This is a genomic window from Streptomyces sp. NPDC091972 (assembly GCF_044756385.1).
GTDB lineage: Bacteria > Actinomycetota > Actinomycetes > Streptomycetales > Streptomycetaceae > Streptomyces.
The window spans coordinates 601261-623559 of the sequence record NZ_JBIVSV010000002.1 but is presented as its reverse complement, the minus strand read 5'-3'; the positions used below and the strand labels follow the sequence as shown (position 1 = coordinate 623559).

The 22299-nt window shown below is 73.4% G+C and carries 21 protein-coding genes, 1 tRNA gene and 2 pseudogenes; 10 read left to right on the top strand and 14 right to left on the bottom strand.

Annotation, left to right across the window (positions count from 1 at the left end):
• Window positions 1-8: 8 nt before the first annotated feature.
• Window positions 9-181 (top strand): annotated as a pseudogene (locus ACIQJT_RS08050) (DUF3830 family protein); the annotation flags it as partial.
• Window positions 182-235: 54 nt separating this feature from the next.
• Here the strand turns inward: ACIQJT_RS08050 and ACIQJT_RS08045 are convergent.
• Both ACIQJT_RS08045 and ACIQJT_RS08040 read right to left on the bottom strand, forming a co-directional pair.
• Window positions 236-1651 carry an amidase gene (locus ACIQJT_RS08045; protein WP_402640900.1) on the bottom strand — a complete coding sequence of 472 codons (1416 nt, stop codon included), beginning with the start codon at window positions 1649-1651 and terminating at the stop codon, window positions 236-238.
• 22 nt (window positions 1652-1673) lie between these two features.
• Window positions 1674-2621: a D-2-hydroxyacid dehydrogenase gene (locus ACIQJT_RS08040; protein WP_365449890.1), complete on the bottom strand. Its 948-nt coding sequence runs from the start codon at window positions 2619-2621 to the stop codon at window positions 1674-1676.
• Window positions 2622-2832: 211 nt separating this feature from the next.
• Here ACIQJT_RS08040 and ACIQJT_RS08035 point away from each other — a divergent pair.
• Together ACIQJT_RS08035 and ACIQJT_RS08030 are read left to right on the top strand one after the other, a co-directional pair.
• A pseudogene (locus tag ACIQJT_RS08035) lies at window positions 2833-3069 on the top strand (decarboxylase); the annotation flags it as partial.
• Window positions 3066-3791: a decarboxylase gene (locus tag ACIQJT_RS08030; RefSeq protein WP_365449892.1), complete on the top strand. Its 726-nt coding sequence runs from the start codon at window positions 3066-3068 to the stop codon at window positions 3789-3791. The pseudogene ACIQJT_RS08035 and the gene ACIQJT_RS08030, both read left to right, overlap by 4 nt.
• Window positions 3792-3810: 19 nt before the next feature.
• On the opposite strand, the gene ACIQJT_RS08025 is transcribed toward ACIQJT_RS08030, so the two are convergent.
• Both ACIQJT_RS08025 and ACIQJT_RS08020 read right to left on the bottom strand, forming a co-directional pair.
• On the bottom strand, window positions 3811-4341 hold the full coding sequence (locus ACIQJT_RS08025) for a hypothetical protein (protein ID WP_402640896.1): 531 nt from the start codon (window positions 4339-4341) through the stop codon (window positions 3811-3813).
• A gap of 10 nt (window positions 4342-4351) precedes the next feature.
• Window positions 4352-4618: a hypothetical protein gene (locus ACIQJT_RS08020; protein WP_365449896.1), complete on the bottom strand. Its 267-nt coding sequence runs from the start codon at window positions 4616-4618 to the stop codon at window positions 4352-4354.
• Window positions 4619-4833: 215 nt separating this feature from the next.
• Here ACIQJT_RS08020 and ACIQJT_RS08015 point away from each other — a divergent pair, with 215 nt between their 5' ends.
• Window positions 4834-5925: an LLM class flavin-dependent oxidoreductase gene (locus tag ACIQJT_RS08015; RefSeq protein ID WP_365449898.1), complete on the top strand. Its 1092-nt coding sequence runs from the start codon at window positions 4834-4836 to the stop codon at window positions 5923-5925.
• A 51-nt stretch (window positions 5926-5976) separates the two neighbouring features.
• Here the strand turns inward: ACIQJT_RS08015 and ACIQJT_RS08010 are convergent, their stop codons facing one another.
• Window positions 5977-7791: a putative bifunctional diguanylate cyclase/phosphodiesterase gene (locus ACIQJT_RS08010; protein ID WP_402640893.1), complete on the bottom strand. Its 1815-nt coding sequence runs from the start codon at window positions 7789-7791 to the stop codon at window positions 5977-5979.
• 284 nt (window positions 7792-8075) lie between these two features.
• Between ACIQJT_RS08010 and ACIQJT_RS08005 the strand changes: the two genes are divergently transcribed.
• Window positions 8076-9359: a M6 family metalloprotease domain-containing protein gene (locus ACIQJT_RS08005; RefSeq protein ID WP_402640890.1), complete on the top strand. Its 1284-nt coding sequence runs from the start codon at window positions 8076-8078 to the stop codon at window positions 9357-9359.
• 75 nt (window positions 9360-9434) lie between these two features.
• Here ACIQJT_RS08005 and ACIQJT_RS08000 read toward each other — a convergent pair.
• The 7 genes from ACIQJT_RS08000 to ACIQJT_RS07970 all read right to left on the bottom strand — a co-directional run bounded on the left by ACIQJT_RS08000 (window position 9435) and on the right by ACIQJT_RS07970 (window position 15681).
• A tRNA-Lys gene (locus ACIQJT_RS08000) sits at window positions 9435-9508 on the bottom strand.
• Window positions 9499-10086 carry a bifunctional DNA primase/polymerase gene (locus tag ACIQJT_RS07995; RefSeq protein WP_365449904.1) on the bottom strand — a complete coding sequence of 196 codons (588 nt, stop codon included), beginning with the start codon at window positions 10084-10086 and terminating at the stop codon, window positions 9499-9501. The genes ACIQJT_RS08000 and ACIQJT_RS07995 overlap by 10 nt, the downstream gene beginning before the upstream one ends.
• A 153-nt stretch (window positions 10087-10239) precedes the next feature.
• Window positions 10240-10608: a hypothetical protein gene (locus ACIQJT_RS07990; RefSeq protein ID WP_053851180.1), complete on the bottom strand. Its 369-nt coding sequence runs from the start codon at window positions 10606-10608 to the stop codon at window positions 10240-10242.
• A gap of 112 nt (window positions 10609-10720) precedes the next feature.
• Window positions 10721-12076 (bottom strand): AAA domain-containing protein, encoded by a 1356-nt coding sequence (locus ACIQJT_RS07985; RefSeq protein WP_402640886.1) that lies wholly within the window; start codon window positions 12074-12076, stop codon window positions 10721-10723.
• Window positions 12073-13665 (bottom strand): hypothetical protein, encoded by a 1593-nt coding sequence (locus tag ACIQJT_RS07980; protein ID WP_402640884.1) that lies wholly within the window; start codon window positions 13663-13665, stop codon window positions 12073-12075. The genes ACIQJT_RS07985 and ACIQJT_RS07980 overlap by 4 nt, the downstream gene beginning before the upstream one ends.
• Window positions 13656-14777 (bottom strand): hypothetical protein, encoded by a 1122-nt coding sequence (locus ACIQJT_RS07975; protein WP_402640882.1) that lies wholly within the window; start codon window positions 14775-14777, stop codon window positions 13656-13658. Before ACIQJT_RS07975 ends, ACIQJT_RS07980 begins: the two co-directional genes overlap by 10 nt.
• On the bottom strand, window positions 14728-15681 hold the full coding sequence (locus ACIQJT_RS07970) for a phosphatase PAP2 family protein (protein WP_402640879.1): 954 nt from the start codon (window positions 15679-15681) through the stop codon (window positions 14728-14730). Before ACIQJT_RS07970 ends, ACIQJT_RS07975 begins: the two co-directional genes overlap by 50 nt.
• A 209-nt stretch (window positions 15682-15890) precedes the next feature.
• Between ACIQJT_RS07970 and ACIQJT_RS07965 the strand changes: the two genes are divergently transcribed.
• The gene (locus ACIQJT_RS07965) at window positions 15891-16487 is read left to right on the top strand and encodes a histidine phosphatase family protein (protein WP_365449914.1); all 597 of its coding nucleotides are present in this window, start codon (window positions 15891-15893) and stop codon (window positions 16485-16487) included.
• A 91-nt stretch (window positions 16488-16578) separates the two neighbouring features.
• On the opposite strand, the gene ACIQJT_RS07960 is transcribed toward ACIQJT_RS07965, so the two are convergent.
• Window positions 16579-17985, bottom strand: coding sequence for a tetratricopeptide repeat protein (locus ACIQJT_RS07960; RefSeq protein WP_365449916.1), 1407 nt, complete (start codon window positions 17983-17985; stop codon window positions 16579-16581).
• Between the two features lie 265 nt (window positions 17986-18250).
• Between ACIQJT_RS07960 and ACIQJT_RS07955 the strand changes: the two genes are divergently transcribed.
• Window positions 18251-18631, top strand: coding sequence for a hypothetical protein (locus tag ACIQJT_RS07955; protein ID WP_402640876.1), 381 nt, complete (start codon window positions 18251-18253; stop codon window positions 18629-18631).
• An 81-nt stretch (window positions 18632-18712) separates the two neighbouring features.
• Entirely contained in the window at window positions 18713-19564 is an 852-nt protein-coding gene (locus ACIQJT_RS07950; RefSeq protein ID WP_402640874.1) for a spermidine synthase, read from the top strand.
• Between the two features lies 1 nt (window position 19565).
• Here ACIQJT_RS07950 and ACIQJT_RS07945 read toward each other — a convergent pair whose 3' ends face one another.
• Entirely contained in the window at window positions 19566-20072 is a 507-nt protein-coding gene (locus ACIQJT_RS07945) for a hypothetical protein (RefSeq protein WP_365449922.1), read from the bottom strand.
• 98 nt (window positions 20073-20170) lie between these two features.
• On the opposite strand from ACIQJT_RS07945, the gene ACIQJT_RS07940 reads away from it, so the two are divergent.
• Together ACIQJT_RS07940 and ACIQJT_RS07935 are read left to right on the top strand one after the other, a co-directional pair.
• Window positions 20171-20860: a response regulator transcription factor gene (locus tag ACIQJT_RS07940; RefSeq protein WP_365449924.1), complete on the top strand. Its 690-nt coding sequence runs from the start codon at window positions 20171-20173 to the stop codon at window positions 20858-20860.
• A complete protein-coding gene (locus tag ACIQJT_RS07935) occupies window positions 20857-22254 on the top strand; it encodes a HAMP domain-containing sensor histidine kinase (protein WP_365449926.1) in 1398 nt (465 codons plus the stop codon). The genes ACIQJT_RS07940 and ACIQJT_RS07935 overlap by 4 nt, the downstream gene beginning before the upstream one ends.
• Window positions 22255-22299: the final 45 nt, after the last annotated feature.

The following is a 22299-nucleotide window of genomic DNA, read 5'->3' as shown; positions in this document are numbered from 1 at the left end:
TCGAGTGCATGGCTGACCGCTACATCGAAGTCTCGCTGGTCAAACGCCGGATCACCGCGACACCGGTGACGTCTGTCACGCGAAGTACGCCCGCAACGAGGTCCACGCCCTTTTCCCTCCCCTCGCGAAAACGGAACCATCCCTGAATAATCCGACAGTTACCCCGATTCCCGGACGGCTGCGACGACCTCTCACGCACGGGCGCCCTCGGCGGGCCCCTCCGCTTCAGCCGGCCCTAGCGCTCACCCCGCGCGAGCCGGGGCGGGTGGATGCCCGCCGCTCCCGCCTCGTACAGGGCGTGCGCCGCCCGCAGCACCAGGTCGTCCCGGTGCCGGGCGGCCACGATCTGGAGGCCCACCGGGAGCCCGTCGCCGTCCGTGCCGACGGGCACGCTCGCCGCCGGCTGCTGCGTCATGTTGAAGGGGTAGGTGTACGGCGTCCACCCCGTCCAGCGGCGCTGCCCCGAGCCCTTCGGGACCTCCCTGCCCGCCTCGAACGCGGTGATCGGCAGGGCCGGGGTGACCAGCAGGTCGTAGGAGTCGTGGAAACGGCCCATCCGGCGCCCCAGTTCCATCCGGACGTCCACCGCCGCCAGGTAGTCGAGCGCGCTCATGCGGGCGCCGAGAGCGCGGATCTCCCGCAGCCCCGGGTCCAGCAGCTCCCGCTGGTGCGGCCCGAGATGCTGGGTCACCCGGGCCGCCCCGCTGAACCACAGGGTGTGGAAGGCGTCCACGGGGTCGGCGAAGTCGGGGTCGGTCTCGGTGACGTACGCGCCGAGTCCGGCGAGGCGCTCCACGGCCCGCCGCACCGCCGCCGCGACCCCGCTCTGTACGGCCACCTGGCCGCCGAGGGACGGCGAGTAGGCGATCCGCAGCCCGCGCACCCCGCCCGGCAGGGCAGCCGTGAACGGGCCGGCCGCCGGGCCAAGGGCCGACCAGTCGCGGGAGTCCGGTACCCCGATGACGTCGAGCAGCAGCGCCGCGTCGGCCGCGTCCCGGGTCATCGGGCCGACGTGGGCGAGGGTGCCGAAGGCGCTCGCCGGATAGAGCGGCACCCGCCCGTACGTCGGCTTCAGGGCGAAGATCCCGCAGAACGCGGCCGGGATGCGCACACTGCCCCCGCCGTCCGTGCCGAGCGCGAGCGGCCCCGCACCGAGCGCCACGGCCGCCGCGGCACCGCCGCTGGAGCCGCCCGCGGTGCGCGACGGGTCGTAGGGATTGCGGGTCACGCCCGACAGCGGGGAGTCCGTGACGCCCTTCCAGCCGAACTCCGGGGTGGTCGTCTTGCCGAGGAACACGGCGCCCTGCTCGCGCAGCCGGGCCACGGAGGGCGCGTCCTCGTCCCACGGGCCGTCCTCCGGGATCGTGCGGGAGCCCTTCAGGGTCGGGGTGCCGCGCGTCAGCAGGATGTCCTTCACCGTGACCGGGACGCCGTCGACCGCGCCGGACGGCTCCCCGCGCCGCCAGCGCTCGGCCGACGCACGCGCCTGCGCCAGGGCCTCCGCACCGGTCAGCCGCACGAACGCGTTCACCTCCGGCTGGACGCGCTCGGCCCGCTCCAGGGCCGCCCGGGTGGCCTCCACGGGGCTGAACTCGCCCTTGCGGTAGCCCTCGACGAGTCGTACGGCGGTCAGTTGCGAGAGGTCCTGCATGTGCTGCCCCTCTGTTCGGCGGTCAGTGCCCCGGTACATACCCGCGTTCTTTGTCGACCACGTTCGTCAGCGATCTGCCCGCCGACCAGCGCTCGTACAACTCCACGAACTGCGCGCCGAGTTCATCGCGCCAGCCGACCGTGTCGCCGCTCATGTGCGGGGACACGATCAGACCCGGCACCCGCCACAACGGGCTCTCGGGAGGCAGGGGTTCGGTGGCGAAGACATCGAGGGCGGCCCCGGCGATCCACCGCTTGGACACCGCCTCCACCAGCGCCTCCTCGACGACGAGCGGGCCGCGTCCGATGTTGATGAACCGGGCGGAGGGCTGCATCGTGCCGAAGCGGCGGGCGTCGAACATGCCGTGCGTCTCCGCGGTGAGCGGGGCCGCCGCGATCACCCAGTCCGCGCGGGCCATCAGCCGGTCGAGGTCGTCGGGGCCGTGGATTCCGGTGCGGGGACGGCGGCCGACCAGGGCGGTCGTGATGCCGAGCGCCTTGAGGGTGGCGACGATCGCCCGGCCGATGGGCCCGGTGCCGACCACGCACGCGCGTGTGCCCGCCACCCGCTGCGACTCCCGGTGCCGCCACACGCCCTCCCGTTGCAGCTCCAGGGTCCGCGGCAGGTCCTTGGCCATCGTCAGGACCAGCGCGGCGACGTACTCGGCGATCGGCTGGTCGAAGACCCCGCGGGCGTTCGTCACCACAGTGTCGGAGGCGGCGAGTTCGGGACACATCAGGTGGTCCACGCCGGCGCTCGCGGTGTGCACCCAGCGCGGCCGCGGGCCCTCGCCCGGCCAGGCGTCCCGTACGGCGGTCGAGGTGAAGTCCCAGACCAGCAGCACGTCGGCGGAGGGCAGCCGCTCGGCGAGCGTGGCCTCGTCCGCGTGCTCGATCCGGGCCCGGCCGGTGAGCCGTCCGAGCCTGGGGAGGGGGTCGGCGTCGAGGACCAGAAGGGTGGGGACGGACATCGAGGCACCGTTTCTGCGGATGATCGCGGGGGCTGCCGGGCGTCCGATGTGAGCGGGGGCACCGGCGGCAGCCCCGGTCTCCACGTGCGCGTGACATGGGCGGATCGACCACGCTCGCACCCGCTCCTGCCTTCGTCAACACGGCCCCCGTACGTCCCCGTCGAGATCGCTGGGGAGCCATGTGCGCGGCTGTGACCGGGGCGGGCGCCGTTCCCTGCCTGTACACGTCATCCCGCAACCGGAGGCGGGGCCGCGCATCCCGGTGATCTCGGCCAACCAGGTGACCGTGTGGGCGGCGTTGCGCCGACTGGGTACCCGAGCCGTGGGACCGTACCAGGCGCTGATCGACCCGGCGGCGAGGTCCGGTCCCGTGCGCCCGGAGATTCCGGGTCTGCCGGCAGTCCGGGAACTGCCGGACGGAGAACAGCAGCAGGAAGGCTGGACATGACCGCACTCGGATTCCTCTACCCGGGCCACTCCGCCGAGGACGACTATCCGCGCATCGAACAGCTCCTGGGCAGCGACATCCGCCTGGACGTGGTGCACACCGGCATCGGCACGGACGCCCACAGCGTGGACGCCCTCCTGGAGATGGGCTCCGCCGAGCGGCTCGCCGCGGGCGTCGAGGAACTGCGGATGTCGGGCGCCGAGTCCGTCGTCTGGGCCGGCGGCAGTTTCGTGCACGGCTGGGAGGACGCCCAGGAACAGGTCCGCACCCTGGCCGTCACGGCCGGCATGCCCGCCTCCTCGACCTCCTTCGCCTTCGTGCACGCGGCGAAGGAGATCGGGGCCGCGCGGGTGGCGGTCGCGGCCACCTACCCGGACGACGTGGCCGGCCTGTTCGCCGAGTTCCTGCGGATGGGCGGGGTCCAGGTCGGCCGGGTCCACGGCGCCGGGATCGTCACCGCCGCGGAGGTCGGCACCTGGGGCGAGGAGGAGGTGTTCGCGCTGGCCCGGGAGGCCGACTCGCCGGACGCCGGGGCGGTGCTCCTCCCGGACACCGCACTCCACACGGTCACCCACATCCCCGCCCTGGAGAAGGAGCTCGGCAAGCCGGTCCTCACCGCGAACCAGGTCACCGTCTGGGAGGCCCTGCGGCTGACCGACCGCCGGGTGAACGCTCCCTCGCTGGGGGCGCTGTTCACGAGGGAGCCGATCGTCCAGGTGTGACGCGGGCGGCCTCAGACGCTCACCGCCGGGACTCCTGCGGGGCCCCGGTGGTGAGCGCCTCGCGCATGGTGCGCAGCCGCCGGTGCTGGAGGTTGCCATAGACGACGAGCCAGCCCAGGAAGACGGCGCTGAACACGCCGAAGCCGACGGTCTGCCGGGCGCCCGCGGTCAGGGCCGTCAGCACCACGACGGCTGTGAGCAGGACGGCGAGGAAGACCGCGGCCGCGACCCGGTGGCGGGAGCGGTGCAGGCGCTGTTCGACCAGGTCACGCATGGCCTGCCGCTCCTCGGGCGCGGTCGGGACCTCGCCCCGGCGCAGTCGCCGGTCCAGCGTGATGAGGCCGTCCGTCGATCCGGCGGCCCGCTTCTCCTTGCGGCGCATGGCCGTCAGCACGGCGATCCCGCCGAGGGCGCTGAAGGCCACGCGCACCAGGACGGAGGCCGGAGACCGCCCCGGGAACAGGAGCAGGACCAGGGCCGAGGCGGCCAGTACGGACAGGACGTACTGAAGCCACAGATGTCTGCTGATCAGGGTGTTGAGACGGTCCACGGCGTCCCCCTCACAGCCGGGTCCGGGCCCGGCGCCGGATGCCGACGACCCGCATCGTCAGACCGATGGTGAGCAGCGCGAGCGCCACCACGCAGTACGCCCACGAGCCCGTGCCGCGGACGGCGTCCACGCAGGTCAGGACCGCCCACAGACCGGCCACGACACACAGTGCGGTCCAGGCGGTGTCGGCGATGCGGACGGAGAGCTGGTCGCGTTGTCCGGTGCCCGGCTCGAGGGTGCCGGGCCCTTTCGGTCGCGGAGTCTCAGAGCGCGTCATGAAGGCTGCCTCCGGTTGGGTATCGGGGCATTTCGGGTACCCCGGCGCCCCGCCCGCAAGCGGTCAACTCCCCTGCCGGATACGGAATCTGATGCTCCGTGGAGCCATGGCGGGCCCGCTCCGCGCCGCCCCCGGCGCAAACCCCGGGAACAACCGGGGACGTCCGCCTGTTACCCGCAGAGCGACAGCGCACGGACACACAGGAGGAGCCCACCGTGGCGGAAGACGAGATCCGGGGTACCGCACAGGGCACCGCCCCCGTACCCCTCTCGGTACTCGACCTGGTCACCGTCGGCGCCGGACGCACGGCCACCGACGCCCTGCGCACCAGCGTCGCCATCGCGAGGCTCACCGAGTCCCGCGGCTTCCACCGGTACTGGGTCGCCGAGCACCACTCCATGCCGGGCGTGGCGTCCTCCTCGCCCGCGGTGATCCTCGCCCACCTCGCCGCCCACACCAGCCGCATCCGGCTCGGCTCGGGCGGTGTCATGCTCCCGAACCACGCCCCGCTGGTGATCGCGGAGCAGTTCGGCACGCTGGAAGCGCTGGCCCCGGGCCGGGTCGACCTGGGCCTGGGCCGGGCCCCGGGCACCGACGGCGCCACCGCGGCCGCCCTGCGCCGCACCGACCGGCTGCACGAGGGCGCCGACGACTTCCCCGAGCAGCTCATGGAGCTCACCCGCTTCCTGGACGACGACTTCCCGGACGGCCACCCCTACCGCCGTATCCACGCGGTGCCCGGCCCCGTCCAGGCGACCTCGCCCGGCGGAGTCCAGTCCCCGCACCGGCCGCCCGTCTGGCTGCTCGGTTCCTCCGGCTTCAGCGCCCGGCTGGCCGGCTCCCTCGGCCTGCCCTTCGCCTTCGCGCACCACTTCTCGGCGCAGAACACCATCCCGGCCCTGGACCTGTACCGCGAGTCCTTCCGCCCCTCCGCGGTCCTCGACGAGCCCTACGCCCTCATCGGCGTCTCCGCCCTCGCCACCGACGACGAGAAGGAGGCCCGCCGCCAGGTCCGCGCCGCCGCGCTGAGCATGATCCGGCTGCGCACCGGCCGCCCCGGCCTGGTCCCCACCCCCGAGGAGGCGGAGGCCTACGAGTTCAGCCCCATGGAGGAGGAGTTCGCCACCTCCTGGAACGCCAACGTCATCCACGGCACCGCCGACGAGGTCCGCGCCGGCCTCGACGACCTGCACAAGCGCACCGGCGCCGACGAACTGATGCTCACGGGCAACGCCCACAGCGGCGACCTGCGCCTGCGCTCGTACGAACTGGTCGCGGACGCCTACGGGCTGCCGACGGCATCCTGAACCGGGCGGGCGAAACCGGTCACGGTTCGTCGCCCGCCCCCCGTGGAGCGCCTACGCCTGCACGCCCATCAGCCCGGAGATACGATCCGGCGACACCGGCCGTGAGTACAGCCAGCCCTGGCCGGTGTCGCAGCCGATGCGGCGCAGCCGGCTGGCCTGGGCCGAGGTCTCCACGCACTCCGCGGTGACGGTGAGCCCGAGGCGGTGGGCGAGCTGGATCATCGCCTCCACGACGACCTCGTCGGCCGGGTTCGGGGCGACGCCCTCCCCCTCGTACTGGAAGCCCCGGACGAAGGAGCCGTCCAGTTTCAGGACGGAGACCGGGAGGCGGCTGAGGTAGGCGAGGTTGGAGTAGCCCGTGCCGAAGTCGTCGATCGCGATGCCCACGCCCATGTCGCTCAGCGCCTGGAGGGCCTGGAGCGGGCGGCCCGCGGAGCCCATCACCGCGGACTCGGTGAGTTCGAGCTGGAGCAGGTGCGGGGCCAGGCCGGTCTCCGCGAGGGTCTGCGCCACGTCCGCGACCAGGTCGGAGTCCCAGACCTGACGGACCGCCACATTGACGCTGACGAAGATCGGCGGCTCGTCGGGGTGGTCCAGCTGCCACTGCCGGGCCTGACGGCAGGCGGTGGCGAGGATCCAGCGGCCCAGCAGGACGATCGAGCCGTCCTCCTCGGCCAGTGCGATGAACCGATTCGGCGTCAGCAGGCCGAACTGCGGATGGTTCCAGCGCACCAGCGCCTCGACCCCGCGCAGCCGGCCGTCCTCCATGCCGACCAGCGGCTGGTACTCCAGCTTGAACTCGCCGCGCTCGATGGCCGGACGCAGGGTGGAGGCGAGGGCCTGGCGGGTCATGCGGTGGGCGTTGCGCTCGGGGTCGAACAGCGTCCAGCGGTCCCGGCCGTCCGCCTTGGCCCAGTAGAGCGTGGTGTCGGCGGCCTGCATCAGCCCGGTCGCCGAGGTGCCCTCGGCCCGCCGTTCGACCACCCCGATCGACGCCGACACCGACATCCGGTGCCCGGACAGGTCGAAGGGTGCCTGGATCGCCTTCAGCAGGGACTCGGCGAGGTCGGCGAGCTGCTCGGTGCCGGTGGAGTCCTCGACGAGCAGCGCGAACTCGTCGCCGCCCAGCCGGGCCACCAGGGGAGCGGCCGCCCGGTCGAGGCCGGCCTCGTCCGCGCAGCGCGTCAGACGCTCGGCGACGGCGGCCAGCAGCCGGTCGCCCACCCTGTGGCCGAGGGTGTCGTTGACGGCCTGGAACCCGTCGAGGTCCAGGTAGCACAGCCCGATCCGGCCCGTGCCGCCCTGCTCGTACGACTCCGGCTCCAGCGCGGCCGTCAGCCGCTCGAAGAACAGCGTGCGGTTGGGCAGCCGGGTCACCGGGTCGTGCATCTGCAAGTGCCGCAGCCGCGCCTGGAGTTCACGGCGGGCGGTGATGTCGGCGACCGACAGCAGGACGCCGGGGGAGCCCTGCGAGTCGGCGGTCAGCGGTGTGACGGTGATCTGCGCCCACATGGAGTGCCCGTCGGGATGCTTGAGCCGCCGCTTGCAGCGCAGCTTCGCCTGCCGGCCGCGCAGCACCTCGCGATAGGCGTGCCAGGTGCGCGGGTCCGACGCCAGGTCCACCAGGTCGGCGGCCGGGGTGCCGGTCAGCTCCTCCGGCACCGCGCCGAGCAGCTCGCCGAAGGCGGGGTTGGCGTCGATCACCGTGCCCTCGCCGTTCACCACGGCCATGGCCAGCGGCGCCGCCGCGAAGGCCGCGCGATGCGACGGGGGCTCGGTACGAGAAGGTGTCGCGATATCACTCTCTGTAACGGCTGACCCGTCGAGGTCTGCCGCGGGCGCCGGCCCTTCGGACGTTCCGTTCACCGCTCGCTCCCGCAGTGCACTCGATCGCTGTCCGCGCAGGAAAGTGTGCCGATCATAGAGGCTGCCCCCAGGCCCTTCCAGCCATTGCCCAGTCTGGGGGGCCGGCAACCCCTTCTGACAGATCGTTTCTGCCCGCGACTGGACGGGTTCTTCAGGCCGGAGACCGGTTGTGACGTTCCGTGAGTGATTCGGGGGTGTCGGCCGGTCCGGCGGGTCACGCCAACTCACTCGTCCGGTGCAGATAAACAGGACGTAGTACAGCAAATCAACACAGGCTGGGTGCGGTGTCCCGTGAACCGCTCCCGGAGGTCCCGTTGCCGCGCCCTTTTCCGCGCACTTTCGCGCGTCCGCCACTGCGCAGCACCGCCGCCGTGTTCACCACCATGGCGGCCCTCGCCGCCACCTCCCTCGTCACCGCTCCCTCGGTCGCCGGGCCCTTCTCCTCGGCACCCTGCACCCTCGAACGCACCGAGGCCCACCACTCGGAGGGCCTGGACACCTGGAACACCGCGTACCCGCGCCCGGCCCGGGCCCTCGACGCGGTGATGATCTTCCTGTCCTTCCCGGACGCCCCGCCGCTCACCACCCCCGCCCAGCTCACCGCCGACCACTTCCCGGCCACCACCCGCTTCTTCGAACGGGCCTCCTACGGCCGCTTCACGCTGCGCCCGCACCCGCTGCGGGACTGGATCCGGATGCCGCGGCCGTCGACGTCGTACGCCATACAGCGCGACTGGAGTGCCGCGGACCGGGGCGCCTACCTGCGGGACGCGCTCGCCGCGGCCGACGGGCAGGTCGACTTCTCGCGCTACGACGTCGTCTACTTCGTCGCCGACCCGGACGCGCCGGGGGTCGACTCGGACGCCACGAAGGTGGTCAACCTGGACGTGCCGCTGCGGGCCGACCGCACGGACATCCGCCGGGTCGTCACGGTGTTCGAGAAACATCCGCCGGACCGGCTGGTGCTGGCCCATGAGACCGGGCACGTCTTCGACCTGCCGGACCTGTACCACCGGCCGGTGGACGGCAAGGGCGACTGGGACACCTACGTGGGCGACTGGGACCTGATGGGCAGCCAGTTCGGTCTGGCCCCCGAGCTGTTCGCCTGGCACAAGTGGAAGCTGGGCTGGCTGGAGCGACGGCAGGTGGTGTGCGTACGCGGGCCAAAGCCGGCGCGGCTGACGCTGGAGCCGGTGGGGGCCGGTCCCGGCCGGGCCGGGGTCCTCGGGTTCGGGCGCGGCACGAGGCTCGCGGTCGTGCGCACCGGGACCGACAGCGTGCTCGCCTTCGAGGCGCGCGGGGCGGTGGGCAACGACACGGCGGTCTGCCGGCAGGGTGTGCTGGTCTACCGCGTCCACAGCGGCGCGGCGTCCGGCGGCGGCCCGATCCAGGTCCTCGACGCCCACCCCCGCACCGAGGCCTGCTGGGAGAACTCCGTCTACCCGCCCCTGGCGGACGCCCCGGTCGAGCCCGGCGAGACCTTCAAGGTGCCGGACGAGGACGTACGAGTGAAGGTGACGGACCGAACGGCGACGGGCGCGTGGAACGTGGAGATCACGGTCGGCTGACTTCGCGGCCGCGCAGGAACGACGATGGCGAGGCCGGTTCGCGCTTTCCGCGACCATGCCTCGCCATCGACAACGTGCGCCGCCAGGGACTCGAACCCCGGACCCGCTGATTAAGAGTCAGCTGCTCTAACCAACTGAGCTAGCGGCGCCTGCTGACGTCGTAGACCTTAGCATCCTGATCGGCCGGGGGAAAAATCGAAATCCGCACGGCGGTGCGGGCGGCGCGCACGGCCGCCCAGAGCAGGATCTCGGGGCCCGGCAGCCAGGGGTGGCGGGTGTCCGGGCCGACCAGCCAGCGGGAGGTCGCGGCGGATTTCGCCGCGCCGAGCGGGGCCGGGACGGTCACCGCGTCGCCGGTGCCGTGGCACAGCAGCGGCGGCATCGACGCCGTACGGCCGCACTCCTCCCACCGCAGCAGGGACGGCAGCCGCTGAGCCGTGCCCGGCGCAGCGAAGAGCAGCATCCGGCCCCGGAGCGTCGCCACCGGCCCCGAGCCGGGGCCCTCGTCCCACAGCCGGTCGAGCATCCTGCGCCCGAAGATCGCGGGGGCGCTCACCACGTCGAAGACGGTGCCGCAGGGCAGGACGACCGGGGCGGCGGGGCGCTCCTCCCAGAACGACAGGGTGCTGCGCGGATACGTTCCTGCCGAGGCGAGCCAGGCGGCCCCGTCCGCGGTGACGCCGGAGACGTCGAAGCGGTCGGAGAAGGGTTCGTCGCGAGTGCTCATGCCATCTACATCTACCCGGCGTGAGCGGTCGGTTCCTCAGGGTTGCGGGAATGCGGGACAGGAGGGGGGAGTGTGGAGTATCTTGCCCGGCTGGCATATGCCACAGCCGATCAGGCCAGAGCGATCAGGCCAGAGCGATCGGACCGGAGCCGGTCAGACCGGGTCCGCGTGCCCCGCTCCGCCCTCCGCACCGCGCAGCAGGTCCCGGCCGAACTCCACCATCTTCTTCGCGTAGTCCTCGGTCCACTCGGCACGCTCGGCGATGTCCGCCGTCGTGAGCCGGTCGAAGCGCCTGGGGTCGGCCAGCTGGGCCGCCGCCATCGCCTGGAACTCCACGGCACGGTCCGCCGCCGCGCGGAAGGCGTGCGCCAGCTCGGTGGACCGGGTGAGCAGCGCGCGCGGGTCGTCGATCGACTCCAGGTCGAAGAAGTGCTCCGGGTCGTCGGCCACCTGGGCGGGCTCGAACAGCAGGGGCGCGGGGCGTAGCCGCGGCTCGTTCCGACGCGGCGTGGGCTCCGCCATGTCTTCATCCTCCTCGTACGTCGTCCGTACCGTCGGCCCGCCTGGGGAGGGCCACCGTCCATTGTCCCGCGCCCGTGCAAGAGGGCCCGATGCCCACAGATAGTGCGCACCGTCACGGACGCCACGGCACCCGGTGTTCCGCGAGGCGGGCCAGGACCGCGTGGTTCGCCTCCCAGCCGTCCGGGAACTTCACCAGGGTGCCTAGCTGGACCGGCTCCGTGGACGGGTAGTCGTCCAGCAGGTCGCTCACCCCCGCCCGGCACACCACCACGCACGCGTGGCGGTGGCGCGAGGCCAGCACGCACAGGCGGCCGGTCTCCAGATGGAAGGCGGTGGCGTCGGGGCGGCCGGAGAGCGGGTGCAGGACGACCGTGACGTCGTACTCACGGCCCTGGAGACGGTTCGCCGTGTCCACGGTGACGTCCGTGACACCGAGGTCGGTCAGCGCGGCGCGGACCGCCGCCGCCTGGTCACGGTGCGCCGTGCCCACGGCGATGCGGTCGGCCGTCAGCGGCGCGGGCTCCGGTGAGCGCTCGGACGTGGCCGCCCCGCCCCGGTCCAGCAGGCGCCGTACGACGGTCGCGACGGCCCGCACCGCCTCCGGGTCGGTGCGCGGGGTGTGCCGTGCCGGCAGCTCCAGCAGGCCCCAGCCGGACTCCGCCGCCGCGTCGATCACCCGGTCGGGGCCCGAGCCGTCCGAGGGGACACCGAAGGTGAGCCGGCGGTCGTCGTGGCCGGTGCCGCTGCGGAAGGGCGTGTACGGGTAGAAGGCGTCCGAGACCAGCGGCGCGGCCGAGGCGGGGAGCCGCCAGGACACCGGCAGCCGGTGTTGGGGCAGCTCGGGGTTGTGGGCCAGCAGCGTCGTCACCGCCGAGGCCGAGGGGTCGTACGACAGTCCCGCCCACTGCTCGCTGCCCACGATCGCGAACGGATCGAGCTGGCCGGGGTCGCCCACGAACAGCGCCCGCTCGAACAGCCCCGCCACCGCCAGCAGCGAGTCCGAGCGCATCTGGTACGCCTCGTCCACGATCGCGTGCGCCCACGGCTCGTCGGCCTTCACATGGCCCCACTTCGCGGCCGTGGAGATCACGACCGGCAGCCCGGTCAGATCACCGGCCTTCGCCGACTTGCGGACCTGCGGGAGGTCGTCCAGCGCCTTGTCGTACGGGTCGGCGTCACTGCTGTGCAGCCGCCCCACCGGCAGTTCGGGGTTCTTCTCGGCGAGCCTGAGCACGAGGTCGTCGACCTGGGCGTTGGTCTGCGCGACCACCATCAACGGGCGCCCGGCGTCGGCCAGTTCCAGGGCGGCGCGGACGACGAGGGTGGACTTGCCGGCGCCGGGCGGGGAGTCGACGACGACTCCGCGGTGGGTGCCGTGCAGGGTGTCGTGGAGGATCGCGTCGGTGGCGCGAGCGGCCTCGGCACCGGGGTCGAAGGTCCGGTGGCCTCCGGGGGCCGGGGTGGTCACAGCACGTCCTCCGGGGTCACGGGATCGGCGGTCTCCTGCACGGCCTCACCGGGCGGCCCGCCGTGCGTCCACGGCGTGTTCTCCGGGTCGGGCAGCTTGGCGCCGCCGCGCTGCTCGTGCTCGAAGAGCGTGAAGCACACCCGGTCGCCCTTCTCCGGGACGGACCCGGTCTCCGGCTCCTTGCCGCGGCCCATCTTGTCGAGCACCTTGAGCACGATCAGCGCGCCCTCCTCCTCGCAGCCCACGAACTCGGCCGACTGCGGCTTGCCGCCCAGCGAGCGGTACACCTTGGCGCGCTCGCCCAGGTGCGGCCGGTCGTCGGTGCGCACGGTCACCAGCGGGCGGGGGCTCGGCCGCTTGCCCTCGCTGTACGTCATCTGCACGTCGACGACCTCCCCGGCGAACGCCTCCCCGGCCAGCCGCCGCCCCGCCATCACCAGCGGGTCGTCGAGCGCCTCCTGCGCCTCCAGGCGGGCCTGTTCGCGCTCGCGCGCGGCGAGCTTGTTGGCGGCGGTGACCGCGTCGTCGCGGCGCGGCTGCGGGGGCTCGCCCGCCACGACCCGGTCGCGGTGGCCGGTGAACGACCAGCGGTCGCGCGTCCACCGCTCCTCGACGTGCGCCCCCTCGGGCAGCGCCCGCAGCAGGTCCACGCCCCGCCACACCGCGTCCCAGGTGGGGCGGGTGTGGTGCGCGACGAGCGCGCGGATCTCCTGCTCGGCGGCGGTGAGCGCGCCGAGCCGGTCGTCGGCCTCCAGGCCGTCCTCGGCGGCGGCGAGGGCGGTACGCGCGCGGTCGTAGCGCTCGAGGGCCGGGGCGAGCAGCTTGTTGTCGAACGCCGGGTCGGTGGCGGGACCGGCGGGCGGGTGCAGGAGCTGGCCGCGGTCGTCCCGGGCGAGCTCGGCCTCCAGGGCCGCCTCGGCGCCCGAGCGGCCCTCGGGCGGGTCGATCCACGCGAGCAGCGCGCCCAGGTGCTGGTCCTCCAGGCTGGACTGCCCGGTCGACCAGTGCCGGGCCAGCACGTCCGTCATCGCCAGCAGCAGCGAGGAGCCCGGTACCCGGGCCCGCTCCCCGAAGTGGGTCAGCCACCGGCCCAGCAACGGCACCCGGGGCGGGGCCGGGTACGGCGTCTCCGGGTCCTGCTCCGCCGTACGCCGAAAGCGCATCGAACGGCCGAGCAGCCGTACGAAATCGGCGCCCGCGCGGCTCGGCAGGATCAGCTGCGGGGCGTCCGCGCACAGCTCGACCTCTACCTTGACCCGCTTGCCCGTCTCCGGGTCGGTCTCGTTGCGCTCGGCGGCCTCCACCGCCTCCGCGTACCCGTCGACGTACGGCAGCACGATGTCGGCCAGCTCGGCCAGGAACGCGAACCTGAGGTCACGGTCCCGGGGCTGCGGTACGACCAGGAGGTGCGGGGCGTCCCGGTCGGTCCCCACGAGCGCGCCGAGCGGGGCACCGGCCTCGCCCGCGGTGGTCAGCGGGACCAGGACGAGCGGACGGTCGGAGAGATGGCGGTGCCGCACGGTCGCGGCGGGCTGGGCGCGTCCGGTGCTGACGGCTTCCAGGCGGGCGAGCGTGGCGATCAGCGACATGCGGCCACCCCCAGCGCCTCCGCGCGCAGTTCGGCCGCCCTGCGCAGCGCCGCCACCGCCGGGTCGTCGGGGTCGCCGGTCTCGCCGCGGGCCGCCGCCAGGACGTCCTCGACCGTCGTCAGACCGCCGAGCTCCGCGCGCACCGAGCGGCCCAGGGAGGTCACCTGGCCGGCCGCGCGGGAGCGGTCCCGGCAGTGGAAGGCCAGTTCGCACGCGGACAGGCACTCGGGGGCGTAGGTCGCCGGGACCGACTCGACCGCGGCGGCCAGCTCGGCGGCGGGCCGGTCGGGGGCGAAGCAGGTGCCCTCGGGCAGCGCCTCGGCGATGTCCTCGATACGGGTGAGCCGGGCCAACTGGCGGGCGGTGACCGCGCGCTGCTTGCGGATGTCGACGGCGGAGGCGGTGGGGAGGTTGGAGAAGTCCTTGGGGCAGACCAGCAGGACCCGGTGGCGGACCCTCGGCGACGGTTCCAGCCGGGCGGCGACCTCCTCCAGCGCGAGGACGTACACCGCGGCCTGGCGGGCTGCCGCGCCCACCTTCGACGGGTCGGCCGAACCGTCCAGCATCGGGAAGGACTTGATCTCCACGACCGTCCAGCTCCCGTCCGGGTGCACGACCACCGCGTCCGGTTCCAGGAAGGCGGGGGAGCCGGCGACGTCCAGCGCGAGCATGGGATGGTCGAGGAGCGTCCAGCCCTGCGCCTCGCCTGCCTCGCGCAGGGCGAGGGCGGTGCGCGCGGTCCGGCCCTCGGGTCCGATCGCGGTGAGGTCGGGCACGTGGGCCCCGTCGGGCGGCTCGGCGCCGCGGTCCAGCCGCTCGTGCACCAGCCGCAGCAGCTCCGCGCCGCCGTCCGCCTTGACCTTCGCCTCGAAGGCGTTGCCCCGGGTCAGGGCGAACTGCGACTGCCCGAAGGCGGACGGCGAGCCCAGCGCACTCGCCAGGGCCGTCTTGTTCACCCCGGCGCCGTCCAGGATCGCGCGCCGCCGGCACCCGGGGTTGGCGGCGAGGGCCGCCAGGGCGCGCGCGTCCAGCGCCTTGGCCGGTACCTCGGGACCGCGCAGCTCAGCGAGCCGCTGCCGGAGCGCCGTCCCCCGCGTCCGTGGGAGCGGCACTCGGTTCGGCTCCGCCTGGGAAGCGTGATTCGCGCTGCCGTGGAATGTGCTCACCCGCGGAAGTCTGGCATCCGCCACTGACAATCGAGGTCTCTGTGTCGCGAGAGGTCACGGACACGGTGGCTATCCGGGCGCGGACGCCCGCCGTGGCCCGCTCCGCCGCCCGGCTGACGTACGGGGCGAGGAGGAACCCGAGCCCCATCACCGCCGCGCCCGCGACCGCGTCGAGGAAGTAGTGGTTGGCGGTGCCCATGACCACGATGGTGGTGATGAGCGGGTAGGCGACGGCCGCGGCCCTGGTCGTCCGCGTCCTGCCGTAGCGCCACAGCATCACACCGCACCACAGCGCCCAGCCGACGTGCAGGCTCGGCATGGCCGCGTACTGGTTCGTCATGCCGCCCATGCCCCGCGGCGCGCTGGCCTCCCCGCCCCACCAGCCGTACGAGCTGTACTGGGCCATGGTGTCGACGAAGCCGTGGCTCGCCGAGAGGAGACGGGGCGGGCAGGTCGGCAGCAGGGTGAAGCCGATCAGGCCCATGAACGTGGACGTCATCAGCCAGGTGCGGGCCGCCCGGTAGTGCACGGCCCGGGAGCGGAAGAGCCAGACCAGGACGGCCGGCGTGACCAGGTAGTGCAGCGAGGCGTACCAGAAGTCGGCCGGTACGCCGATCCACGCCTGGTCGGTGAACAGCCGGTTGAGCGGGTGCTCGGCGTTGAGGTAGAGCACCTTCTCGATCTTGAGGATCGCGAGGCCGTGGTCGACGGCGCCCGAGACATCGCCCCTGGCGAGAAGCCGTCCGGCGCTGTAGCAGGCGTACACCAGCAGGATCAGGGGCAGCTCGGTCCACCAGCGCAGCCGCGTGCCCGGGACTGCCTCGATGCCTGGTGTCTCGGTCAGCGGCATCCGATCCTGTCCCCCTTCGTTTCGCGCGGCTTCCGGCGGTCGTCGTCCGGTCGTGCCACTTTACGGCGTATGTGCGGGCCCTTGTGGAGTGCCCCCACGCAGCGCCTTCGGCCCTCAAAGACGCTGGGAACGCCCGTCGGGTTGCCCTCACACAGGGTGCGCGATGATGGAGGGGTTCTGCCTCCGTTTTCCCCCGGAAAGGTTTCTTCATGGCACCGCGCATCCTGCTGGCCCGCCACGGACAGACCGAGTGGTCACTGTCCGGCAAGCACACCGGCAGGACCGACGTGCCCCTCCTGGAGGAGGGCCGGCAGGGCGCCAAGCTGCTCGGCGAACGGCTGCACCGGCCCCCGTACGACGGCCTTCCCGGCCTGGAGGTCCGCACGAGCCCGCTGGCACGTGCGCGTGAGACCTGCGAACTCGCCGGGTTCGGGGACCGGGCGGCCACCTGGGACACGCTCATGGAGTGGGACTACGGCGCGTACGAGGGCATGACCCCGGACGAGATCCAGGCGGTGCGGCCGGGGTGGCTGATCTGGCGGGACGGCGTCCCCGAGGGGGAGTCGCTCGCGCAGATCACGGCACGCGCGGACGAGGTCGTCGCCTGGGCGCGGTCGGCGGACCGGGATGTGCTGGTGTTCGCCCACGGGCACATCCTGCGGTCCATCGGGGCGCGGTGGCTGGGGCTGCCGATCGACTTCGCGGCGCGGATACGACTCAATCCGACGTCCTTGTCCGTGCTGGGGTGGGCCTACGGGGAGCCGGCGATCGAGAGCTGGAACGATCTGGGGCATCTGGGTTCGTAGCCGGGTGCCGGTGCGTCGGGGCTGGTCGCGCAGTTCCCCGCGCCCCTGGGTGGGTGCAGTCACGTCTTGCCGAGCTGTACCCGCCGTTTCCTCAAGCGGTCCGCGGCAGTGACGCGTGGCGTTCCAGGAACGCCGACACCCCTGAGGCCCGCCGGTGCGGCAGCAGCACCCTCGCCGTCGCCGCCAGCATGGTCCGCACGCGGGACGACTGGACCTCGCCCAGCAGCTCCAGCACCCGCAGCCCAGCCGCCGCAGCCTCGTCGGGCTGGCCGCCGCGGGCCAGGTCGTCGGCGAGCTCGGCGGTGTAGAGCGCGATGTTGCGGGTGAAGTGCGGGTCCTGGAGGTGCGCCGCCCGGCGCGCGTGCCGGGCGGCCCGGCGCCAGTCGCCCAGCGTGGACCAGCACTGCGCCTCCAGGCCCTCCAGCTCGGCCTCGCCGTAGAAGCTCATCCACTCGGGGTCGGCGTCCGACAGGCCCCGCTCGAAGTAGGCCTGCGCCCGGGCCAGCGCCTGCTCGCACCCGGTGCGGTCGGCGAGCCCCGCCCAGCCGCCCGCCTCGCGCAGCGCGAGCAGGGACATGAGCCGGGGCGAACCCAGGGGCCGGGCGACCCGCTGCGCGGCCTGCGCGGCCCGCACCGCCTCCCGTGGCCGCCCCGAGTCGCGCGCGAGGAAGGCGGTGTTGCAGAAGGCGTGCGCCTCCAGGGCGTCGTCCCCGGTCACCCGGGCCGTCGCGAGTGCTTCCGCGTAGTGCGAGCGGGCGTCGTCGAACCGTCCGGAGTCGTGCGCCAGCCAGCCCACCGAGATGGCGAGCTCACCCGCGCCCGAGTGCAGCCGGTCGGCGGTCGTCTGCCGGGTCGCGCCGGCGTCAAGGAGCGCGTAGGCGGCGCGCAGTGGAGCCGCCGCGCGCTGGTACAGGCCGTCCGCGCCGTGCCGGTCGTCGAGCAACCGGATCCTTCGCACGGCTTCCTCCAGGGCACCCGCCTCCCCGGTCCCGGCGCGGCGGACCGGACGTCCGGCGGCCGTGGCGTCGAGGGCGAGCCCGAGGGGGCCCAGTGAGGCGGCGGCGACGGTGGCGCCCCCGCCGGTCATGAATGCGCGACGCAGCACGTCGCTCTCCTCGTAGTTGTCGTACGTGTCGTCAGGGTCCTGCGTGTCTTGCGTGTCATACGGCTCGTACGTCCCCGGTGTCTCACCCGTGGTGCGCGCCCGGCGCCCCCGTACGGACGCCCGGGAGGCGAAGCCCAGGTCGGTGAGCGTGCGGCCGGGGAACATGTGCAGGAACACCCGTTCGTACGCGTAGTTGGGGCAGCGGATCTCGCCCGCCTCGACGCGACCCACATAGCGCGCGTCGCAGCTCACGCTCTCGCCGATCTCGCGCGCGGCCCGCCGCACCGCCGCGGCGAACTCGGCCGGCGAGCGCTGTCCGCGCAGCCGCCGGAACGCGAGGTTCGGCCGCGGTGGTGTGGGGGACTGGGACGAGGTCACCATTGACGACGCCATGGCCGGGTCCTCTCGTGCGAACCGTCGAACCATGCCGGAGGAGGGGCGAGTTGACTGGTTTGTCAGTGAGACGCCCTGTTTCCGGCGGGCAAGAACGTACCTGTTGTGCCGGGGTCGCCATGCGGGGTTTGGCTACAAACCGGATATCTCATCCGGGATCCGCCATGAACTGCCATCCTTTGCGGCGGACTTCTGCCGTAGCCGTTGACGCCGGCGCGCGTTGAACCTCCCGGAGTCGGACGAGGGTTCCTTGGTGGAGGCCGCGATGGAGATCAGCCGGAGCGTCAATCCCTGTACGCCGGTGTCGTGCGACGTGGTCACGGTGCCGACGCGACACGGCCTGGAGGCCGTCGACATCCTGCGGCGGGGGGTGGGGGACGGGGTCGGGCCGGTGCTGCACGACGACGGCGGCGAGACCTTGGGGTTCCTGGTGCCACCGGGGACGGCGGCCGCGTGGGACGTGCCCGGCAGCACCTGCACGGAGACCGACGGCCGGGGGCTGCGGCTGGCCCCGGAGCCGCCCGTCGAGGGCTCGGACTGGCTGCTGCCGCCGGGGGACGCCGACCTGGCGACGGACCCGGCCGTACTGCGGGCGGCCCTGGGCGAGGCGGCGAGACTGATCGAGGCCGCGGACAACTGCCGGTGACGGGGACCTGACCGGGAGGGCCGCGCCCGGCCTCGCCCGCCCTCGGACGCGGGACGTCCTCCCACCGCGGATAATGGCGGAGTGGGAAAGTCCAGGAGATCCGCCGAAGCCGTCGTGGAACCAGTGGACGGCGGTCTGGCCGAACTCATCCCCGACCGCGAGCGCACGCACGCGTGGACGCTGCTCATCGACGGCGCGCCGCAGTCCCACGTCGACCTGGACGACCCGACCCACCTCTCCTTCGAGTACCAGCGCCGGCTCGGCCACGTCATCGACCTGGTCGCACCCCCCAACAAGCCCGTGCACGCCGTCCACCTCGGCGGAGGCGCCCTCACCCTCGCCCGGTACCTCGCCGCGACCCGCCCCCGCTCCACCCAGCAGGTGATCGAGCGGGACGCGGCCCTCGTGCAACTGGTGCGACAGAAGCTCCCGTTGGAGCCGACCGCGCGGATACGGGTGCGGTCCGTGGACGCCCGCCAGGGACTCGCCAAGGTTCCCGACGGATGGGCCGACCTCGTCATCGCCGACGTGTTCAGCGGCGCCCGCACCCCTGCCCACCTGACCTCCACCGAGTTCCTCGACGAGGTCCGCAGGGCGCTCCGGCCGGGCGGCTGCTACGCCGCCAACCTCGCCGACGGGCCGCCGCTCACCCATCTCCGCGGCCAGATCGCCACCGCCGCCGCCCGCTTCCCCGAGCTCGCCCTGATCGCCGACCCGACGGTCCTGCGCGGCAAACGCTTCGGCAACGCCGTCCTGGTCGCCTCCGACACCCCCCTGCCGGTCCCGGAGCTGACCCGCCGCGCCGCCTCCGACCCGCACCCCGGCCGCGTCGAACACGGCAAGGCGCTCCTCGACTTCACCGGCGGGGCCGTACCCGTGACGGACGCAGAGGCGGTGGCCTCGCCGGCGCCGCCGCCCTCGGTGTTCCGCTGACTCAGTACGTGCCGATCTCCACCCGCGGCGGGCCGTCGTGCCAGGTGCAGAACACCGACACCCGGTCCGCGCCCGAGGAGAACTCCACCCGGATCCACGACTCCGTCTTCCACACCTGCATCGACCACCCCGTGCCCGGTGTCGCGGACACCAGGGTCGCCGACTTCTCACCGAGGTCGAAGACCGCGCGGCCGCCGTCGGTGTCGTAGCTCCTGATCTGGCCGGAGGCGGTGGGGGAAGGGCTCTTCGAGGGGGTCGGCGGCGCGCTGGTGGCCCTCGGCGTCGGTGCGGGGCTCTTCGACGGCGCCGCCCGCCCGGTCCGCGTCGGCGTCGGTGACGCAAGCGGCTTCGACTCCTGCGTGGTCGCCTCGGCCGCCGTGATGGGCAGGGCGCGCGGCGGGTCGTAGGCCGTGCCCGTCATGACCGTGTGGACGCCCCACCACGACAGCGTGACCGCCGCGCCCGTGGCGAGCGTCCAAGCCAGTACGTGTACGAGTCCTCTGCGCATCGCCCGCCATACTGCCTCACCCGTCTCACCGGCCGCACCCGGACTGAGTTGTCCACAGGCCCCGACCGCACTCGCCCGAATCGCGTACGGTGCGGCGCATGGCAAGTGTGCTCGTGGTCGAGGACGACCAGTTCGTGCGCTCGGCGCTCATCCGGCACCTGACCGACGCGGCACACACCGTGCGCAGCGTCGGGACGGCGCTGGAGGCGCTGCGCGAGGTCGCCCATTTCCGTTTCGACGTGGTGATCCTGGACCTCGGTCTGCCCGATCTGGACGGGTCCGAGGCCCTGAAGATGCTGCGCGGGATCACCGACGTCCCGGTCATCATCGCCACCGCGCGGGACGACGAGACGGAGATCGTCCGCCTGTTGAACGCCGGGGCGGACGACTACCTCACCAAACCCTTCTCGGTCGAACACCTCTCCGCGCGGATGGCCGCCGTCCTGCGGCGGTCCCGGGCCGCAGGAGGGGACGCGCCGCCCGAGACCGTGCTGCGCGTCGGCGGCCTGAGCGTCGACCCGCTGCGCCGCCAGGCCGAACTGGACGGCGTCCGGCTCGACCTGACCCGACGCGAGTTCGACCTGCTCGCCTTCCTGGCCGCCCGGCCCGGAGTGGTCGTCCCCCGCAAGGAACTCCTCGCGGAGGTCTGGCAGCAGTCCTACGGCGACGACCAGACCATCGACGTCCATCTGTCCTGGCTCCGGCGGAAGCTGGGGGAGACCGCCGCGCAGCCCCGCTATCTCCACACCCTGCGGGGCGTCGGGGTCAAGCTGGAGCCGCCGCTGTGAGGTGGGCTCTGGTCAAGGTCTGTCTGGCGGTCACCACCATGGTCGTGGTCGCCTTCGCCGTCCCGCTCGGCCTCGTCATCAAGGAGATGGCCCGGGACCGCGCGTTCTCCAACGCCGAGCGGGAGGCGGCCGCCGTCGCCCCGGCCCTGTCCATCACCACCGACCGGGACCAGTTGGAGCGGGTCGTGGCCTCCGCGGGCTCGGACTCCGGGATGGCCGTCCACATACCGGCGGGCGGAGGCCAGCGGGCCGTGGACATCGGGCGGCAGCGGGCCGCCACCGGTGACATCGCGACCGTGCGCACGCTGGGCCGCGCCTCCACCACCGGGGTGCCCGGCGGCTCCACCCTGCTCCAGCCGGTCGCGCTCAGCTCCGGCGAGATAGCCGTCGTCGAGGTCTACGTCCCCGAGTCCGAGGTGAGCAACGGCGTCGCGACCGCCTGGGCGGTCCTCGCGGGCGTCGGCATCGCGCTCGTCGTCGGCTCGGTCGCGGTCGCCGACCGGCTCGGCGTGCGGATGGTGCAGCCCGCGCAGCGACTCGTCGAGGGCGCCCACGAGCTGGGGGAGGGGCAACTGGGCGCGCGGGTGCCGGAGGAGGGCCCGAACGAACTCAGGCTGGCGGCCGTCGCGTTCAACTCCATGGCCGACCAGGTCGTCCAACTGCTGGCGAACGAACGGGAGCTGGCCGCCGACCTGTCCCACCGGCTGCGCACCCCGCTGACCGTGCTGCGGCTCAACGCGGCCTCGCTCGGGGACGGACCGGCCGCCGAGCAGACCCGGGCGGCGGTCACCCAGCTCGAGCGCGAGGTCGACACCATCATCCGCACCGCCCGGGAGGCCAAGCCGCAGACCGCGGCCGCCGGACCCGGCGCCGGGTGCGACGCGGCCGAGGTGGTCCGGGAGCGGATGGGCTTCTGGTCGGCGCTCGCCGAGGACGAGGGCCGCAAGTGGCGGGTGGCCGGCACCGAGCGGCCGGTGCGCATCCCCGTGGCCCGGGCCGACCTCGCGGCCGCCCTGGACGCCCTGCTCGGCAACGTCTTCCGGCACACCCCGGAGGGCACCGCCTTCGCGGTCGACGTGCACAACGGCGAGGACGCGGTGATCGTGCTCGTCTCCGACGCGGGCCCCGGCATCCGCGACCCGGAGGCCGCCATGGCACGCGGGCGGGGGTCAGGCAGCACCGGTTCGACGGGGCTCGGCCTCGACATCGTGCGGCGGCTCGCCGAGGCGACGGGCGGGGACGTGCGGATCGGGTCGTCGGTGCTGGGCGGCACCGAGGTGCGGATCTGGATCCAGCTCGACGGGCGCGAACCGGTACGCCGGGGGCACCGGGTGCGCAGGCGCCGCACCGGCCGACTGGTCTCGACCTTTAACCGATCCCGATCCCTTCCTTAAGCGCGCCCTAAGATCCTCAACGCCCGCCCTGATCAGGTCATTTGC

What these genes read in the sequence shown, in the direction of transcription:
- ACIQJT_RS07940 (WP_365449924.1), top strand. Translation starts at nt 20,171, where the DNA reads ATGGCAAGTGTGCTCGTGGTCGAGGACGACCAGTTCGTGCGCTCGGCG.
- ACIQJT_RS07990 (WP_053851180.1), bottom strand. Translation starts at nt 10,608, where the DNA reads ATGGCGGAGCCCACGCCGCGTCGGAACGAGCCGCGGCTACGCCCCGCG.
- ACIQJT_RS08020 (WP_365449896.1), bottom strand. Translation starts at nt 4,618, where the DNA reads ATGACGCGCTCTGAGACTCCGCGACCGAAAGGGCCCGGCACCCTCGAG.
- ACIQJT_RS07970 (WP_402640879.1), bottom strand. Translation starts at nt 15,681, where the DNA reads ATGCCGCTGACCGAGACACCAGGCATCGAGGCAGTCCCGGGCACGCGG.
- ACIQJT_RS08045 (WP_402640900.1), bottom strand. Translation starts at nt 1,651, where the DNA reads ATGCAGGACCTCTCGCAACTGACCGCCGTACGACTCGTCGAGGGCTAC.
- ACIQJT_RS08030 (WP_365449892.1), top strand. Translation starts at nt 3,066, where the DNA reads ATGACCGCACTCGGATTCCTCTACCCGGGCCACTCCGCCGAGGACGAC.
- ACIQJT_RS07945 (WP_365449922.1), bottom strand. Translation starts at nt 20,072, where the DNA reads ATGCGCAGAGGACTCGTACACGTACTGGCTTGGACGCTCGCCACGGGC.
- ACIQJT_RS07995 (WP_365449904.1), bottom strand. Translation starts at nt 10,086, where the DNA reads ATGAGCACTCGCGACGAACCCTTCTCCGACCGCTTCGACGTCTCCGGC.
- ACIQJT_RS07960 (WP_365449916.1), bottom strand. Translation starts at nt 17,985, where the DNA reads ATGGCGTCGTCAATGGTGACCTCGTCCCAGTCCCCCACACCACCGCGG.
- ACIQJT_RS07965 (WP_365449914.1), top strand. Translation starts at nt 15,891, where the DNA reads ATGGCACCGCGCATCCTGCTGGCCCGCCACGGACAGACCGAGTGGTCA.
- ACIQJT_RS07955 (WP_402640876.1), top strand. Translation starts at nt 18,251, where the DNA reads ATGGAGATCAGCCGGAGCGTCAATCCCTGTACGCCGGTGTCGTGCGAC.
- ACIQJT_RS07980 (WP_402640884.1), bottom strand. Translation starts at nt 13,665, where the DNA reads ATGTCGCTGATCGCCACGCTCGCCCGCCTGGAAGCCGTCAGCACCGGA.
- ACIQJT_RS08040 (WP_365449890.1), bottom strand. Translation starts at nt 2,621, where the DNA reads ATGTCCGTCCCCACCCTTCTGGTCCTCGACGCCGACCCCCTCCCCAGG.